Raw genomic sequence first — 15,842 nt, forward strand, 5'->3', positions numbered from 1 at the left:
GTACGGTCACCGGAGATTGCGTCATGCGGCTGTCGCGCCTTGCCACCCTCGTCACTGCCTTGGGATTTTCCACCCTCGCCCATGCAGCCCCGACTCAGTATCCCCTGACGGTTGAAAACTGCGGCAGCACGCTGACCTTTACCCAGGCGCCAAGCCGCGCCGTGACCATCGGCCAGGCCGGCACCGAAATGCTCTACGCCCTGGGCCTGAGTGACAAGGTGGTCGGTACGTCGCTGTGGTTCAACAATGTGTTGGCCCGATATCAACCCGTCAACGAGGGCATCGAACGTCTGGCCGATAACGAGCCGAGCTTCGAGGCAGTGATCGGCAAGCGACCGCAACTGGTTGCCGTGGAGCTGGAATGGATGGTCGGGCCACAAGGCGCGGTCGGCACCCGTGAGCAGTTTCATGAGATGAACATTGCGACCTACCTGATGCCTTCCGATTGCGAAGCCAAGGACAATCTGGTCGGCGCCGACGGCACGCGGCTCGAAGCGTTCCGGGTCGACAGCCTCTACAAAAGCATCAACCAGCTGGCTCAGGTGTTTGACGTGCAGGCGCGCGGTCAGCAACTGGTCGCCGGGCTCAAGGCCAGCTTGGCAAAGTCGGTGGCGACCGCCGCGCAGAACAAGGATTTGCGCCACACCAGCGCCCTGTTCTGGTTCTCCAGCGCCAGCCTCGACATCGACCCTTACGTCGCCGGCCACAAGGGCATTCCCGAGTTCATGCTCAACACCCTGGGTGTGCGCAACGTGGTGACGTCCGACGAAGAATGGCCGACGGTGGGCTGGGAAACCATTGCCAAGGCTAACCCGACCTTTCTGGTGATCGCGCGGATGGACCGCCGTCGCTTCCCTGCCGACGACCACCTGAAAAAACTCGAATTCCTGCGCAGCGATCCAGTGACCCGCAACATGGACGCGGTGAAAAACAACCGCATCATCATTCTCGATGCGATGGCCATGCAGGCCAGCGTGCGCCTGTTCGACGGTCTGGAAACCCTGGCGACGGCCATCCACGGCTACAACCTGGGGCAATGACCGCTATGCTGATTCGCACAGCCCTCGCGGCGCTGACCTTACTGACGGCCGTTATTGCCGGCGTGGCCATTGGTGAAACCGTCATTGAACCGGGCGTGGTGTTTCAGGTGCTCGCGAACAAACTGTGGGCCGCCGGCTACGTGCTCGACCCGATCGATGAAGGCATCGTCTGGAACTACCGCCTGACCCGCGCCCTGGTCGCCGCTGCCTGCGGCGCCGGGCTGGCAACCTGCGGGGTGATTTTGCAATCGTTGCTGCGCAACCCCTTGGCCGATCCATACCTGCTCGGTATTTCCGCCGGCGCCTCGACGGGGGCGGTGTTGGTGGCGCTGTCCGGTTTGGGTGCCGGGCTGGTTTCGCTGTCGGTTGGCGCGTTTGCCGGCGCGGTGGCGGCATTCGCGGTGGTGGTGTTGCTGGCGCGGGCCAGTGGTGCGCCGGGACGGACCGGGCAGATTATTTTGGCGGGTATCGCCGGCTCGCAATTGTTCAATGCACTGACCGCTTTTCTGATCACCAAATCGGCCAGTTCCGAACAGGCCCGCGGCATCATGTTCTGGTTATTGGGCAATCTCAGCGGCGTGCGTTGGCCATCGGTGTGGCTGGCGGTGCCGGTGGCGCTGATCGGTTTTCTGATTTGCCTGTGGCACCGCCGTGCACTGGACGCGTTCACCTTCGGCGCCGACTCGGCGGCTTCGCTGGGCATTGCGGTGCGCCCGGTGCAGTTTCTGTTGATCAGTTGCGCGGCGCTGGTGACGGCGGTGATGGTCTCGATTGTCGGTTCCATCGGGTTCGTCGGGCTGGTCATTCCCCACGCAGCGCGGCTGTTGCTGGGCACCCGGCACGCCCGTCTGCTGCCGGCCAGTGCGCTGGGCGGTGCGGTGTTTCTGATTGCCGCCGACATCCTGTCGCGCACGCTGATCAAAGGTCAGGTCATCCCGGTTGGCGTTATCACGGCGCTGGTCGGCGCACCGGTGTTTGCCGTGATCCTGGTCGGCCGGAGAAATGCCCGATGAACGCCGTCCAGCCTGTTGTCGACACAGTGCTGCGGTGCGAAGGCCTGGGCTTTAATGTGCGCGATGCCCGCTTGCTGCAAGACATCCACCTGGATGTGCGGCGTGGCGAAACCCTGGGAATCGTCGGGCCCAATGGCTCGGGAAAATCCACACTGCTGAAATTGCTGGCCGGTGTGCGCGCACCCGGACGGGGCGCCATCTACCTCAATGGCCAGGCCTTGAAAACAGTGGCGCGGCGAGCGATTGCGCAAACCCTCGCAGTCGTCGAGCAACAGGCGGATACGCTGGACGCCATCAGCGTATTCGACGCCGTCGCCCTCGGTCGAACACCCTGGTTATCAGCCTTGCGCCCGTGGTCGAGCGAGGATGACGCCATCGTTCGGCAGGCGCTGCGCGATGTCGATGCGGCTCACCTCGAAAGACGCACCTGGCATAGCTTGTCCGGTGGCGAGCGTCAACGCGTGCACATCGCCCGCGCGCTGGCCCAGCGTCCGCAGATTCTGCTGCTCGACGAGCCGACCAATCACCTGGATATCCAGCATCAACTGGCAATTCTGCACGTCGTGCAGTCGTTACCGGTGACCACGCTGATTGCCTTGCATGACCTGAATCAGGCGTTGAGTTGCGATCGTCTGGCGGTGCTGGAACGCGGGCGTCTGGTCGCCCTGGGCCAGCCACTGGACGTGCTGACGCCGCAGCGTTTGCGCGAAACCTTTGGCGTGCAGGCGCACTACCTGCTCGACCCGTTCGACGGCGCGCGGATTCTGCGGATGGCCGGCCTGAAGCCGGTGTTGAAGTGAACAGCGCTGCCCTCCCCCTCGCGGGAGAAGGCAGGCACTCATCTCAGGAGTGATTGATGTCCCGGTCCTTGGTTTCCGGCAGGAAGAAGATCCCGAGCACCGCCGTCATCAACGCGATCACAATCGGGTACCACAAGCCGTAGTAGATATCACCCGTGGCGGCGACCATTGCGAACGCCACCGTCGGCAGGAATCCGCCGAACCAGCCGTTGCCAATGTGGTACGGCAGCGACATCGAGGTGTAGCGAATACGCGCCGGGAACAGCTCCACGAGCCAGGCCGCGATCGGCCCGTAGACCATGGTCACGTAGATCACGAGGATGGTCAGCAGCAACAGCACCATCGGGTAGTTGGTCTTCGCCGGGTCGGCTTTCTCCGGGTACCCGGCCTCTTTGAGCGCGCCACCGAGAGTAGCGACAAAGGCGTCGTTGCGGGCTTTGAAGTCGGCGCCCGGCATGTCGGTGCCTTCGAAGCTGGAGACCACCTTGTCGCCAATCCGCACTTGCGCGACCGTGCCCGCCGGCGCTTCCTCGTTCTTGTAAGGGATGGCCTTCCTGGCCAGTTGCGTTTTGGCGAGGTCGCAGGAGCTGGTGAATTTGGCCTTGCCCACCGGGTCAAACTGGAACGAACACTGGTTGGGGTCGGCGATCACCGTCACCGGGTTCTTCGCCTGCGCAGCGAACACGTCAGGGTTACCGTACTGGGTCAGCGCATGGAAGATCGGGAAGTAAGTCAGCGCCGCCAGGATGCAGCCGGCCATGATGATGCCTTTGCGCCCGATACGGTCTGACAGGCTGCCGAAAATCACGAAGAACGGCGTACCGATCAGCAACGAGCCGGCGATCAGCAGGTTGGCCGTTTGCGCGTCTATCTTCAGGGTTTGCAGGAGGAAGAACAGCGCGTAAAACTGCCCGGTGTACCACACGACTGCCTGGCCAGCGGTGCCGCCGAGCAACGCCATGATGACGATTTTCAGGTTGTCCCAGCGGGCGAACGATTCCGTCAGCGGTGCCTTGGACGACTTGCCTTCGGCCTTCATTTTCAGAAACACCGGCGACTCGCTCAGTTGCAGACGGATATAGACCGAGATGATCAGCAACAGGATCGACAGCAGGAACGGTATCCGCCAGCCCCACGCCTCGAAGGCTTCAGTGCCCAGAATGGTGCGGCAGGCGAGGATCACCAGCAGCGACATGAACAGACCCAGGGTCGCGGTGGTCTGAATCCACGAGGTGAAAAAGCCGCGTCGGCCCTTGGGTGCATGCTCGGCCACATACGTCGCCGCGCCGCCATATTCTCCACCGAGCGCCAGGCCCTGCAGCAAGCGCAGGGTGATCAGGATGATCGGTGCCGCCACACCTATCGTTGCGTACCCCGGTAGAAAACCGACGATGGCGGTGGAGACGCCCATGATCACAATAGTGATGAGGAAGGTGTGCTTGCGCCCGATCATGTCGCCCAGCCGGCCGAACACAATGGCGCCAAAAGGACGCACCGCAAAGCCTGCGGCGAACGCGAGCAGCGCAAAGATGAACGCGGTTGTCTCGTTGACGCCGGCAAAGAAGTGTTTGGCGATGATCGCCGCGAGGGAACCGTAGAGGTAAAAGTCGTACCACTCGAACACCGTGCCCAAAGACGAGGCAAAGATGACCTTGCGCTCCTCTTTGGTGATCGTGTGTTTGGGCGTGCTGCCCGCGGAAGTGTTGTCGATTGCGGCCATGGGTCATCTCCGTCTTTCTTGTTGTAGGCCGGAGTACCTCACTACCATTTGCCGCACCCAGGCCCCAGGGCTGATGTCATCGGATTACGGTGTGCACGAAGCATGGAAACAGGCAAAAGGCCTTGCATCGCTGCAAGACCTTTGAAGCAAGCATAATCATGTTCTGCCAGATATCCACTCGCCATCAGGGGCAAATTGGGGCCATCGTCTGGAAATCGGGCAATTTTCCTGACGATTGCGCTGTCAGCCCCGGTTTTGCGTCGCGTTTGCGCGGATTCCACTCACGGCGGGCGACGCTTACTTTACCGACGACTCAAACGCTCGACTGCACCGCCCTCGCCTCGCGCCCCTTGAAAGCCAGGCCGAAACAGAAAAAGATAGCCAGGGCAAAGCCTGCCGGAAACAGCCAGATGCTTTTCCAGTCATGGCCCTCGGTCATCGCGTAATGGTCAGTCACCTGCCCGGCTACCCAGAAACCGATCAGCATGCCCAGGCCGTATGTCGCCAGGGTAATCAGCCCTTGAGCAGAACTTCTGAAGCGCTCCGAGGCTTTGGCGTCGGTGTAAATCTGCCCCGAAACGAAGAAGAAGTCGTAGCAGATGCCATGCAGCGCAATGCCAGTGAACAGCATGAACGCCAGGTCCCCGTTGTTGCCGAAGGCGAACAGCACATAGCGCAGCGCCCACGCCAGCATGCCCACCAGCAACGCAAGCTTGATCCCGAAACGATGGATGAACAGTGGCAGCAACAGCATGAACAGCACTTCGGAGACTTGCCCGATGGCCATCTTCGCCGTTGGGTTAGTCACACCGATTTCCGCCAGAAACGGGTTGGCGTTCTGGTAATAGAACGCCAGCGGAATGCAGATCAGAATCGAAGCAATGAAAAACACCAGGTAGCTGCGGTCCTTGAGCAGACCCAAGGCGTCCAGGCCGAGCATCTGCTTGAGGCCGCCGCTGCCGGTCCCGGGCTGCAACGGCGCCGTGCGCGGCAAAGTGAAGCTGTAGAGGCCCAACATCAGCGAGGCAATCGCCGACATCAAAAAGGTGTTGCGCAACCCGCCCGAGGAAATCGCCGCTTGCGAATCCCAGGCGAAGACAAAACTGATCACCACGCCAGCCACGATCCAGCCGATGGTGCCCCACACACGAATGCGCGAAAACTGCGCCGCCGGGTCGCTCATCTGGCGGAACGCGACCGAGTTCACCAGCGCCAGAGTCGGCATGTAAACCATCATGTAAGCCAGCACGAACGGATAAAAGGTGCTGAAGTCCGGTGATTTGTACAGTTGATACAGCAGCACCGCGCCCACCAGATGCAGCACGGCGAGGATTCGCTCGGCATTGAAAAAACGGTCCGCGATCAGGCCGATCACGAACGGCGCGATGATCGCGCCCCACGACTGGGTCGAAAACGCCATGCCGATCTGCCCGCCAGTGGCGCCCAGATTGCTGGCGAGGAAGGTCCCCAGGGTGACAAACCAGCCGCCCCAGATGAAGAACTGCAGAAACATCATGACGCTCAGTCGCGCGGTCATTGTGGTCATAACGGGTCACCGTCTTTTTGTTTTTGTTGTGGGGGAATATTGATTGCTGCGCCCGTCAGGCGTCAGGCAATCCCAGCAAGCGTCGATTGAAACCTTCGTCGGACTGCACGCTGACAAAGTCGTCGAAGGCTTTTTGCGTCTTGTTGATCATGTGCTGCTCGATGAACGCGGCTCCTTGCACAGCGCCCTGCGCGGAATCCTTCAGGCAGCACTCCCATTCCAGCACCGCCCAACCGGCGAAGTCGTATTGGGTGAGTTTGCTGAAGATGGATTTGAAGTCGATCTGGCCATCGCCCAGCGAGCGGAATCGACCCGGCCGATCGACCCACCCCTGATAACCGCCATACACACCGGAACGCGCGTCGGGGCGGAACTCGGCATCCTTGACGTGGAACATGCGGATCCGCTCGTGGTAGCGATCAATAAAGCCCAGGTAGTCCATTTGCTGCAGCAGCAGATGGCTCGGGTCGTACAGGATCGCGGCGCGTGGGTGGTGATTGACCGCCTCTAGAAAACGCTCGAACGAGGCACCGTCATGCAAGTCTTCGCCGGGGTGAATTTCATAGCACAGGTCAACGCCCGCCTCTTCGAAGCAGTCGAGAATCGGCAGCCAGCGCTTGGCCAGTTCTGCAAAACCTTGTTCGACCAGACCGCTCGGCCGCTGTGGCCACGGGTACAGGTAAGGCCAGAGCAGCGCCCCGGAAAACGTTGCGTGGGCGTGCAATCCCAGGCGTTGACTGGCACGCGCCGCCAGTTTCAACTGGTCGATCGCCCATTCGGTACGCGCTTGAGGCTGACCGTGCAAATGCGCCGGGGCGAAGTCGTCGAACAGCGCATCAAACGCCGGATGCACCGCGACCAGTTGGCCCTGCAGGTGCGTCGACAATTCGCTGATCTCGACCCCGGCCTGCGCGCACACGGCTTTCAGTTCATCGCAGTATTCCTGGCTGTCTGCAGCCCGCGCAAGGTCGATAAATTGCGTGCCCAGTGTCGGCAGCTGAATCGCCTTGTAGCCTTGCGACGCCGCCCAGTGCGCAATATTGCTCAGGGTGTCGAACGGCGCTTCAGCGCCCATGAACTGCGCAAGAAAAATTCCGGGGCCGCGCAGGCCTGGTTGAGAAGGTGCGTTCACGGTTGAGTGCTCCGGGTGCGTGGTGGGCAGACCAGCTCGGTCCACTTGGCGTCGCCATGGTGATTGGCGATCGCCGCTTCGATGAAGGCCATGCCGCGCAATCCGACGTCGATGCCGGGTACCCCCGGCGCCTCATTACCGGTGACGTGGCTGCGAATGGCCGTGGCGAAATCGCCGTAGAGATTGGCCATGGCCTCCAGATACCCTTCGGGATGCCCGGCGGGCAGGCGCATGCGCTGCGTTGCGGCGTCGCACAGCCAGGGTTGGCCGACACCGGAACGCAGGACGCGCATTGGTTGATCGAGGGAACGATGGATCAGGCTCGACGGCTGCTCCTGACGCCATTCCAGGCCGCCCTTGTCGCCATAGACGCGGATCTTCAACGGGTTTTCTTCGCCGGCGCACACTTGGCTGGCAATCAGTACACCGCTTGCGCCTTCAGCCATTTTCAAGAGCATTGCCGCGTCATCGTCCAGTTGGCGGGTGGCCAGGTGGGTATTGAGCATCGCGCACAACTGCGTCACGGGTTGGTCCGCGACGAACTCGGCCAGGGAAAAAGCGTGGGTGCCGATGTCGCCAATGCAACCGCCCAATCCGGACTGCTCTGGAAGATCGCGCCAGCCCGCCTGCTTGTTGCCCTGCCCCGCGACATCCTCGCTCAGCCAACCCTGCGGGTACTCGACGATAACTTTACGCAGCGTGCCGATCACACCGTCGCGAACCATCTGCCGTGCCTGCCAGACCATCGGATAACCCAGGTACGTATGGGCCAGGCCATAAAGACGATCGCCGCAGTGCACCACTGCTTTCAGCGCTTGCACCTCGGCCAGGTTCAGCGCTGCAGGCTTTTCGCTGAACACGTGAAACCCCGCTTTCAGTGCCTGGGTGGCAATCGGTGCATGCAGATGGTTAGGCGTGACGATGATCAGCAGTTCCATGCGCTGCTCGGCCGGCAGCGCTGATTCGCCATCGAGCATCTGCTGCCAGTCGCTGTAACAGCGTGAAGCTGCAAGCCCGAGCGCCGCAGCGGTATTTTGGTTGTTGCGCGTGTCGCGGCTGAACGCCCCGCACACCAGTTCGAAACGGCCGTCGAGACCGGCAGCCTGACGGTGAGCCTGGCCGATGAAAGCGCCTTCGCCACCGCCGACAAAACCCATTCGTATTTTTGCCACTGGAACATTCATCGCGCCGCTTCTCTGTTTTTTGGGCCCTTTCAGGCTTAAGATTCTGCAGTGATGTAACCGGTTACATCGTGGACGAAATTTAGGCTCGGATTTGCCTGGTGTCAAACACCGGAATTACACACCCGCCACATTTCGACTTCAGTGTTGCTGCGTTAAACTCGCCAGCCGCACTGCGTCCAACGAGGTGATTTTGTCCAATATCCGTGAAGTGGCCCGACTCGCCGGCGTCTCGGTGGCGACGGTTTCGCGAACCCTGAAATCGCCTGAACGAGTGCTGCCGGAAACTCGCGACAAGGTCAACGCCGCCGTGGAGCAGGCCGGCTACCGGCCCAATCTGATGGCGGTGCAATTTCGCTCGCGGCGCACCGGCAATCTGGTGATTCTGGTGCCGGCCATCGCCAACACCTTTTTCGCCCGGGTGATCAGCGGCGCGCAGCAGGCAGCCCAGCATGCCGGTTTTCGATTACTGCTGTGCGACACCCAGGGCCGCGAGGAAATCGAACGGGAATTTGCCGAGCTGGTATACGCCCATCAGGCCGACGGTGTGATTCAGTTGCGCGCCTACGATCCGTTCGAAGCGCCCTTCCCCAGCGCCGAAACTCCACCCATCGTCAATGCCTGCGAAGTGATTCAGGGTGGCCGCCACCCCACCATCAGCCTGGATAACCGTGCCGCTGCCAAAACGATGACCGAGCATTTGATCGGGCTTGGGCACCGCCGCATCGGCCTGATCAAAGGCCCAAAAAGCAGCCCGCTGACCCGCGACCGCGTTGCCGGTTATCAGGATGCGTTGCGCGCGGCAGGGATCGTCGAGGATACCGCGCTGATCTGCCACGGCGATTTCTCCTTGCAGGCCGGCCAGGATGGCGCCGCCGAAATGCTTGCCCTTTGCGACCGCCCCACGGCGCTGTTTTGTGAAAACGATGAAATGGCCATCGGCGCGTTGAAGCGCATCAAGCAATTGGGTCTGCGCGTGCCCGAGGACATTTCGCTGGTAGGGTTCGACGACATTCCTTTCGCCCAATACTGCGATCCGCCGCTGACGACCATCGCGCAACCGGCCGAGCGCTTCGGGCACAAAGCTGTCGAAATGCTGATCGCGCTGATCGAGAAAAAGCCGCTTGCGCAACGGCATGTGGTGCTGCCCTTTGAGCTGACTTTGCGTAACAGCACGGCGGCGGTCAAAGCTCGCGACGATGAATAACCGGCGCGTGTTGCTCCATCAACTCGACGACCCAGTCGATGAACACCCGCAGCTTAAGACTGATGTGCCGGTTCGGCGGGAAGGCCACGTACATGGGCATCGGATCGAGTCGCCAGTCTTCGAACAGCGGCACCAGTTCGCCCTGCGCGACGTGCGGTTTGGACATATAGGCAGGCAACCACAACACCCCCATCCCGGCGAGACCCGCCGCGAGGTAAGCGTTGCCATCGTCGACTGCCAACACGTAGCGGCCGTGAACGTGGACGCTCTCGTCGCCCCGGCGCATGGCATAGGGCAAGGCTTTACCGGTTCTCGCCCACAGGTAGCCGACAATGCGGTGCGCCGAATTCTCCAGCGCTTGCGGATGCGTGGGCGTGCCCAGGCGTTGCAGATAACCGGGCGCCGCGAACACGCCCAACTGCAGGTCACCAATGCGCCGCGCCATCAGCGATTGATCGGTCAGCTCACCCCCGCGCACCACGCAATCGACGTTCTCGCCAATCAGATCGACAATCCGGTCGCTGACGCCCATGTCGATCTGTATATCGGGGTAGCGCGCGTGAAAGTCGGGCAGCGCCGGCATCAGAATCATCCGTGCAAACGGGCTGGGAACATCCACCCGTAATCGACCGCGCGGCAATGCTGCTGCGGCAGACAACCCCGTCTCGGCATCGTCCAGATCAGCCAGCACTTTCACCACACGCTCGTAGAACGCCGCGCCGTCGGCCGTGACATTGACTTTGCGCGTGGTGCGGTTGAGCAGTTTCACCCGCAGTCGTGCTTCCAGCTGCTGGACCAATTGCGTCACGCTGGTCTTGCTCATGTGCAAGGTGTCCGCTGCCTTGGTGAAACTGCCCGTCTCGACCACCCGGGCAAACGCTTGCATCGCATCGAAACGGTCCATTTCCACACTCGGGATTGTTTGGGTTTTACAAACAGTGATAGCTAGAGTTGCTGGTTTATCCGGCGGGTACAAGGCCCTTAAAGTCTTTTCACCGTTAATCGAGGAGACAACAACATGACTATTACCCGCGATGTAGTTTTCCCACCGGGCCGCCAGGCGCTTTACGAGCTTCATCGTTACTCGCCGGCGATTCGTTCCGATGGCTTTCTGTTTGTTTCGGGACAGGTCGGCAGTCGTGAGGACGGTTCGCCCGAGCCGGTTCTGGAAGAGCAGGTGCGCCTGGCGTTTCGCAACCTCAATGCCATTCTGGAGTCGGCGGGTTGTACGTTTGATGATGTGGTTGATGTCACCGTGTTTATCGTCGACCCGGATTCGAAGTTTGAACGGATCTGGAGCATCGTGCCGGAATTTTGGGGCAACGCCCCGCATCCGACCGTGACGTGCGTTGGGGTGACGTGGCTTTATGGGTTTGATTTCGAGATCAAGGTGATTGCGCGGTTGCCGCGGGGGTAATGCTGGCGTCCTGGATGTGGACCTGAATACGTAAAGCCCGTAGGAGCCGAGCTTGCTCGCGATGGCTTTGTCTTGGGCGACTTCTGTTTTGAGGGTGTACATATCCGTTGCTGCGTTGGGGCTGCAATTGGTTTCGCCATTACGGCGAGTCACTTTGGAAAAGAGCCCCAAAGTAACCAAAAGGCTCTTGCCCGTCCATTCGGTGCCTCGCTGTGGCTCGGCATGCCCTCACTCCGGCATTGCTCCGGGGGCCGTCGCCATCGGCCATCCATGGCCGGGGGCGACTACCGCGGCATCCTTGCCGCGGTGCCCCCTGCGCAACGCCTGCGTTCGGCCTCTGGGAAAGGGGCCGGTGGATCAAGTTCAAGATCTGAAGCAAAGCAAAGCAAAGCGCTTCGCCTGCCGCGCAGGATTCCAACTCGACACATTACCTGCAGCTGGCGCAGCCCACGCCCGGTCGGCTATCAGGCCGCCTCGGCGGCTGGAACGTTTCAAGATACGCCAACACATCATCGATCTTCTGCGCATCGCTCATGCCCCAGAAAATCATGCGAGTGCCGGGCACGACAGCTTTGGGATCTTCAAGATAGGCGGTCAGGGTTTCACGGGTCCAGACGATACCGGCGCCTTTCATTGCATCGGAGTAAACATAATCGCTGGTGCTGCCGGATGCCCGCCCGAAAATACTGTTGAGCTGCGGTCCGAAGGACGCCCGCGCCGACTCACCCACCTGATGACAACCGCTGCAGATCCGCTTGAACAATTTGCCCCCGGCTTCGGCATCCCCGGCCGCGTTGGCCGGCAGGCCGAACAGTGCGGTGATGAGCGCCAGGGCGGAGATGATGGGTGCGGCTTTGTTCATGCAGGCGTCCAGGTCGGTTTATCGTGTAAGCGGAAGACGTTGCGTAGAGCCCCGACGCCGGTGCAGCCTGTCAAGATCAGACTTAGGACGCTGACGGCAAGCACTTTGCTGAGGTAATTCACTGAGTAACTCCATGAGAAAACGCCCGGCATCCATCTCTCGAGCGGCGCACACCTTAGCGCAAAAAAAGGAACCTGGTATTGCGCCAAGGCAATGTTACGCACTGGCAGCGGCCTTTCATTACGCATACCATGCCGCCATTCCTGCCGTCAGATAGCGCTCATGATCAAAGCCAGTTTGCGTAGCCTCCTCACTCTATGGTTTGCCGGTTTGTCATTGCTCACCTTGCTGAGCGTGGGCTTCTACGTCGGTCATATCGCGACCGGGCAGATGAAACAGGCCAGTGGCAATGCATTGTTGAGCACCGCGCGTTCGGCCGCCGAACTGTTGGGCGCGCAGTTGCACGAACGTCAACTGGAAGTATCGTTGCTCAGCCGCGCACCGCTGCTCAGGCGCGGCAACCTGGACGATCCGGACATCCTGACGTCGATGCAATTGCGCTCACAGTCGCGGGCCGAATACGCCTGGATGGGCGTGGCCGATGCCGAGGGGCGTGTTCGGCAGGCGGTGAATGGCTTGCTGATCAACCAATCGGTGCAAGCGCGACCATGGTTTCAGGCCGGCTTGCGCGGCGCCTACACCGGTGACCCGCACGAGGCAGTTTTGCTCGCCAAATTGTTACCGGGTAATTCCACAGGCGAACCGTTGCGTTTCATCGATTTCGCCGCGCCGATTCTCGATAACCGCGGCCAGGTGATCGGAGTGCTCGGCGCCCATGCGCATTGGAGCTGGGTCACCCGGATCGTCGATTCGGCGGTGCGCAAAGGCACGATGCCCGACGTCGAAGCACTGATTGTCGACCAAGGCGGTAAAGTGCTCTATCCGGAAAATCTCATGGGCGAACGACTGTCCAACCTGCCGACAACGTCGGGCGACAACGGCAAAACCCCGGGCTGGTCGTTGGGTAACGGTTTCCTCACCAGCATCGTTGCAGTGCCTACGCCAGCGGGTACTGGCCTGACCTGGTACATCGCCGTCCGGCAACCGCTGGACATTGCGCTGCAGCCCGCGCGCGTGTTGTTTTACAAACTGTTGATGCTCGGCGTGGCGGCGGCGATTGTCTTTGCCCTGGTGGCTTACTACCTGGCCCTGTCGCTGAGCCGTCCCATCGAGCAATTGGCCAGGTCGGCCAAGCGCGTACAGAACCAGCAACCCGGGGCGACTTTTTCGCTCAATCACCCGGTACGGGAAATCGCCCAATTGGGCCAGTCGATCCATGGCATGACGCAGTCCTTGCTCGGCAAGGAGCGCGAACTGCAGGAAGCCAACGCCTCACTCGAAGCCACGGTCGCGCAACGCACCGCCGACCTCACCCAGGCCAATGCCGATCTGTTGAAACTGGCGATCCACGACGGCCTGACCGGCGTGTTCAATCGCCGGCGTTTCGATGAAAAAATGGCCGAGTACAGCCTGCTGTTTCAGCGCACCGGGCGCACGTTCGCATTGCTGGTGATCGACGCCGACCACTTCAAAAAGATCAACGACACTTACGGCCATGACGTTGGCGATGACGTACTGCGGCAATTGGCCCAACTGATTCAGAACAGCACCCGCGTCACCGATTTCGTCGCCCGTTACGGCGGTGAGGAATTCGCAGTGCTGCTGCCGGATATCGAAGCGCCGGAAAGCCCGGAAGTCGTTGCCGAGAAAATTCGCGCCGCGATTGCCGTGGCGACTTTCGATACCGTGGGAAAAGTCACCGTCAGCATTGGCGTCGGTCTGGCAAGGCTGTCGGACGGTACCTCGACGGCACTGATCAAAAGAGCCGATCAGCAGTTGTACGAAGCGAAGCGTGCGGGGCGAAACACGGTGTCGTTCAATGCGGGTGAGAACAGCGACAATCCTGTTATTTCCTGAAGCCCTTTGCAGGTTATCAAGTTGCTGCTTTCAAAGCGCTCAACCAGTGCGCGTAAGGCGTATTGGCTACCTGATGCCGATTGAAATCGGGACTGCCGTCGTGCGACCAGACCGGGCCCCGCTCACCCAGTCCTTCCTTGGCCGTTTTGAAATACGATCATTCGTGGACAAGGTATCAGATCAATTGGATAGTAAAACCTTTATGACATTTGATGAGCACGAGTTGGCGCAGGTGCGGCGGTTCAACAAAACGCTTGCCTGGTTGCCACGTTTCCGTATCCGCAATCGCATGACTCCCCGGTTGATTCAGGGGCTCTTGCGCCTGGGCCAGACCGGCGGCGCAGGCAAATTGACCCGGCACGGTCTTCAAGCAGAAATACGGGTGATCCGCGTCGATGGCGCAGACGTTCCCTTGCGGATCATTCGACCGATAGGAGCGGTGAAAGGCGTCGTGCTGGACTTCCACGGAGGCGGCTGGGTGATCGGCAATGCACAGATGAACGACGTTTTTAACGTGCCCATGGTCAACGCCTGTAATGTCGCGACCGTCTCGGTTGATTATCGGCTGGCGGTGACGGCACCGATCGAAGACCTGATGAGTGATTGCCTGGGCGCCGCCCGCTGGCTGCTGGGTGACGACTGCGAAGAATTTGCCGGTCTTCCCGTTATCGTCGTCGGTGAATCTGCCGGCGGGCATCTGGCCGCCGCCACCCTGCTGGGGCTCAAGGCATGGCCGGACTTGCTGCGCCGAGTGAAGGGTGCGGTGCTTTACTACGGCGTCTATGACTTGGCGGGAACCCCAAGCGTGCGCGCCGCAGGTCCCGAGACCCTCGTACTGGATGGCCCCGGGATGGTCGAGGCCTTGCGCATGCTCACCCCGGACTCAAGCGACGAACAACGTCGGCAACCGCCGCTGTCGCCGCTGTATGGCGACTTCGACGGTCTCCCTCCGGCGCTGCTGTTTGTCGGCGAACTGGACCCGCTGCGCGACGACACGCTCGATATTGCCGAGCGATGGCAGCCGTCTGCGCCGGTTGACGTTCACCTGGTGCCGGCGTGCCCGCACGGGTTTATCCATTTCCCCACGGCGGTGGCAAACAAGGTGCTGACGCATGGTCGGGAGTGGATCAGCCAGCGAATCCATGCGCAAACTCCCTAAAAAAACCCGCAACCCAATCGGGGGCTCTAGCGCTTTGCGTGCTGCACGGCGCTGTCGTTCGCGCAGCCTGGCAGCTCGGTGATCCACCGCACTTCCTGGCAGAGTGCTTGGACTTTCTCTTCTGGCACAGCCAGCCGCGCGCGGCCCAAGTGCAACAAGGTCTTCTGCTTCTCGCGCAAGCGGCGTTGCCACTTGGCGAGGAACACCGCGCTGCGTGCCTGCATCAGAAATGGCCCGAAGTACAACTGCTCGGCGCTATAGGCCACGGGCCCGCTGCGCTCGGCAACGATGATTTCATAGTCGAAGCGGTTTTCCCGCAACAGCTCTTCGCAGACGATGCGGTACCCGTTTTCCATCAGCCAACGGCGCAATGGCGGCTCGCCACCGTTCGGTTGCAGGATCAAGCGTTCGCGGCCGCTAAGGCGTGCCTTGCCATTGTCCAGAAGGTCGCGGATGGTTTCGCCACCCATGCCGCAAACGGTGATTGCGTTAATCCCGTCACCCGGCTCGATCGCCGCCAGGCCATCGGCCAGACGCACACTGATTTGCGGGTGAAGCTCGTTATCACGCACCGTACGTTCGGCCGCGCGGAATGGCGTCAACGCCACCTCCCCCGCCACCGCCGCGGTGATGATTCCCCGGCGCATTAACGCCACCGGCAGATAGCCGTGATCCGAGCCGATATCGGCCAGACGCGCGCCGCCAGGCACATGCGCCGCCACCCGCTCCAGGCGCATGGACAATGTGTGTTGGTTCAACGGTATTTCCTTTTTTTGTGGTGCGCTGGG

Annotated in this window: 14 protein-coding genes; 7 read left to right on the forward strand and 7 right to left on the reverse strand. The window is 61.0% G+C overall.

The genetic code is table 11. From position 1 onward, the window contains the following. The first annotated feature begins 23 nt into the window (after positions 1 to 23). Genes ACYZT1_RS15555 through ACYZT1_RS15565 form a run of 3 tightly spaced genes read left to right on the forward strand, consistent with a single transcriptional unit; the run spans position 24 to position 2,853 of the window. A complete protein-coding gene (locus ACYZT1_RS15555) occupies positions 24 to 1,040 on the forward strand; it encodes an ABC transporter substrate-binding protein (protein ID WP_462015594.1) in 1,017 nt (338 codons plus the stop codon). Further along, positions 1,037 to 2,053 (forward strand): FecCD family ABC transporter permease, encoded by a 1,017-nt coding sequence (locus ACYZT1_RS15560; RefSeq protein WP_462015595.1) that lies wholly within the window; start codon positions 1,037 to 1,039, stop codon positions 2,051 to 2,053. Before ACYZT1_RS15555 ends, ACYZT1_RS15560 begins: the two co-directional genes overlap by 4 nt. Continuing rightward, on the forward strand, positions 2,050 to 2,853 hold the full coding sequence (locus ACYZT1_RS15565) for an ABC transporter ATP-binding protein (RefSeq protein WP_462015596.1): 804 nt from the start codon (positions 2,050 to 2,052) through the stop codon (positions 2,851 to 2,853). Before ACYZT1_RS15560 ends, ACYZT1_RS15565 begins: the two co-directional genes overlap by 4 nt. A gap of 43 nt (positions 2,854 to 2,896) precedes the next feature. On the opposite strand, the gene ACYZT1_RS15570 is transcribed toward ACYZT1_RS15565, so the two are convergent. From ACYZT1_RS15570 to ACYZT1_RS15585, 4 genes are all read right to left on the reverse strand, one after another. Continuing rightward, the gene (locus tag ACYZT1_RS15570; RefSeq protein ID WP_462015597.1) at positions 2,897 to 4,573 is read right to left on the reverse strand and encodes an MFS transporter; all 1,677 of its coding nucleotides are present in this window, start codon (positions 4,571 to 4,573) and stop codon (positions 2,897 to 2,899) included. Between the two features lie 313 nt (positions 4,574 to 4,886). Further along, the gene (locus tag ACYZT1_RS15575) at positions 4,887 to 6,119 is read right to left on the reverse strand and encodes a nucleoside permease (protein ID WP_462015598.1); all 1,233 of its coding nucleotides are present in this window, start codon (positions 6,117 to 6,119) and stop codon (positions 4,887 to 4,889) included. Positions 6,120 to 6,174: 55 nt separating this feature from the next. Further along, positions 6,175 to 7,194, reverse strand: coding sequence for a sugar phosphate isomerase/epimerase family protein (locus ACYZT1_RS15580; protein ID WP_462019260.1), 1,020 nt, complete (start codon positions 7,192 to 7,194; stop codon positions 6,175 to 6,177). 53 nt (positions 7,195 to 7,247) lie between these two features. Continuing rightward, on the reverse strand, positions 7,248 to 8,435 hold the full coding sequence (locus ACYZT1_RS15585; protein WP_462015599.1) for a Gfo/Idh/MocA family protein: 1,188 nt from the start codon (positions 8,433 to 8,435) through the stop codon (positions 7,248 to 7,250). 190 nt (positions 8,436 to 8,625) lie between these two features. On the opposite strand from ACYZT1_RS15585, the gene ACYZT1_RS15590 reads away from it, so the two are divergent. Beyond that, the gene (locus ACYZT1_RS15590) at positions 8,626 to 9,639 is read left to right on the forward strand and encodes a LacI family DNA-binding transcriptional regulator (RefSeq protein WP_462015600.1); all 1,014 of its coding nucleotides are present in this window, start codon (positions 8,626 to 8,628) and stop codon (positions 9,637 to 9,639) included. Here the strand turns inward: ACYZT1_RS15590 and ACYZT1_RS15595 are convergent. After that, positions 9,617 to 10,543, reverse strand: a complete 927-nt coding sequence (locus ACYZT1_RS15595; protein WP_462015601.1) for a LysR family transcriptional regulator — start codon at positions 10,541 to 10,543, stop codon at positions 9,617 to 9,619. The two genes, ACYZT1_RS15590 and ACYZT1_RS15595, sit on opposite strands and share 23 nt — an antisense overlap. Before the next feature lie 114 nt (positions 10,544 to 10,657). Between ACYZT1_RS15595 and ACYZT1_RS15600 the strand changes: the two genes are divergently transcribed. Next, positions 10,658 to 11,056 (forward strand): RidA family protein, encoded by a 399-nt coding sequence (locus ACYZT1_RS15600; RefSeq protein ID WP_462015602.1) that lies wholly within the window; start codon positions 10,658 to 10,660, stop codon positions 11,054 to 11,056. A 427-nt stretch (positions 11,057 to 11,483) separates the two neighbouring features. On the opposite strand, the gene ACYZT1_RS15605 is transcribed toward ACYZT1_RS15600, so the two are convergent. Next, positions 11,484 to 11,918, reverse strand: a complete 435-nt coding sequence (locus tag ACYZT1_RS15605; RefSeq protein ID WP_462015603.1) for a c-type cytochrome — start codon at positions 11,916 to 11,918, stop codon at positions 11,484 to 11,486. 282 nt (positions 11,919 to 12,200) lie between these two features. On the opposite strand from ACYZT1_RS15605, the gene ACYZT1_RS15610 reads away from it, so the two are divergent. Both ACYZT1_RS15610 and ACYZT1_RS15615 read left to right on the forward strand, forming a co-directional pair. Next, the gene (locus ACYZT1_RS15610; protein WP_462015604.1) at positions 12,201 to 13,895 is read left to right on the forward strand and encodes a sensor domain-containing diguanylate cyclase; all 1,695 of its coding nucleotides are present in this window, start codon (positions 12,201 to 12,203) and stop codon (positions 13,893 to 13,895) included. Positions 13,896 to 14,097: 202 nt separating this feature from the next. After that, entirely contained in the window at positions 14,098 to 15,054 is a 957-nt protein-coding gene (locus tag ACYZT1_RS15615) for an alpha/beta hydrolase (protein WP_462015605.1), read from the forward strand. 26 nt (positions 15,055 to 15,080) lie between these two features. Here ACYZT1_RS15615 and ACYZT1_RS15620 read toward each other — a convergent pair whose 3' ends face one another. Next, positions 15,081 to 15,812, reverse strand: coding sequence for a tRNA (adenine(22)-N(1))-methyltransferase (locus ACYZT1_RS15620; protein WP_462015606.1), 732 nt, complete (start codon positions 15,810 to 15,812; stop codon positions 15,081 to 15,083). Positions 15,813 to 15,842 lie beyond the last annotated feature (30 nt).

This window comes from Pseudomonas sp. PB3P13 (genome assembly GCF_054897735.1).

What these genes read in the sequence shown, in the direction of transcription:
- ACYZT1_RS15570 (WP_462015597.1), bottom strand. Translation starts at nt 4,573, where the DNA reads ATGGCCGCAATCGACAACACTTCCGCGGGCAGCACGCCCAAACACACG.
- ACYZT1_RS15555 (WP_462015594.1), top strand. Translation starts at nt 24, where the DNA reads ATGCGGCTGTCGCGCCTTGCCACCCTCGTCACTGCCTTGGGATTTTCC.
- ACYZT1_RS15575 (WP_462015598.1), bottom strand. Translation starts at nt 6,119, where the DNA reads ATGACCACAATGACCGCGCGACTGAGCGTCATGATGTTTCTGCAGTTC.
- ACYZT1_RS15580 (WP_462019260.1), bottom strand. Translation starts at nt 7,194, where the DNA reads ATGGGCGCTGAAGCGCCGTTCGACACCCTGAGCAATATTGCGCACTGG.
- ACYZT1_RS15595 (WP_462015601.1), bottom strand. Translation starts at nt 10,543, where the DNA reads ATGGACCGTTTCGATGCGATGCAAGCGTTTGCCCGGGTGGTCGAGACG.
- ACYZT1_RS15560 (WP_462015595.1), top strand. Translation starts at nt 1,037, where the DNA reads ATGACCGCTATGCTGATTCGCACAGCCCTCGCGGCGCTGACCTTACTG.
- ACYZT1_RS15600 (WP_462015602.1), top strand. Translation starts at nt 10,658, where the DNA reads ATGACTATTACCCGCGATGTAGTTTTCCCACCGGGCCGCCAGGCGCTT.
- ACYZT1_RS15610 (WP_462015604.1), top strand. Translation starts at nt 12,201, where the DNA reads ATGATCAAAGCCAGTTTGCGTAGCCTCCTCACTCTATGGTTTGCCGGT.
- ACYZT1_RS15565 (WP_462015596.1), top strand. Translation starts at nt 2,050, where the DNA reads ATGAACGCCGTCCAGCCTGTTGTCGACACAGTGCTGCGGTGCGAAGGC.
- ACYZT1_RS15615 (WP_462015605.1), top strand. Translation starts at nt 14,098, where the DNA reads ATGACATTTGATGAGCACGAGTTGGCGCAGGTGCGGCGGTTCAACAAA.
- ACYZT1_RS15605 (WP_462015603.1), bottom strand. Translation starts at nt 11,918, where the DNA reads ATGAACAAAGCCGCACCCATCATCTCCGCCCTGGCGCTCATCACCGCA.
- ACYZT1_RS15585 (WP_462015599.1), bottom strand. Translation starts at nt 8,435, where the DNA reads ATGAATGTTCCAGTGGCAAAAATACGAATGGGTTTTGTCGGCGGTGGC.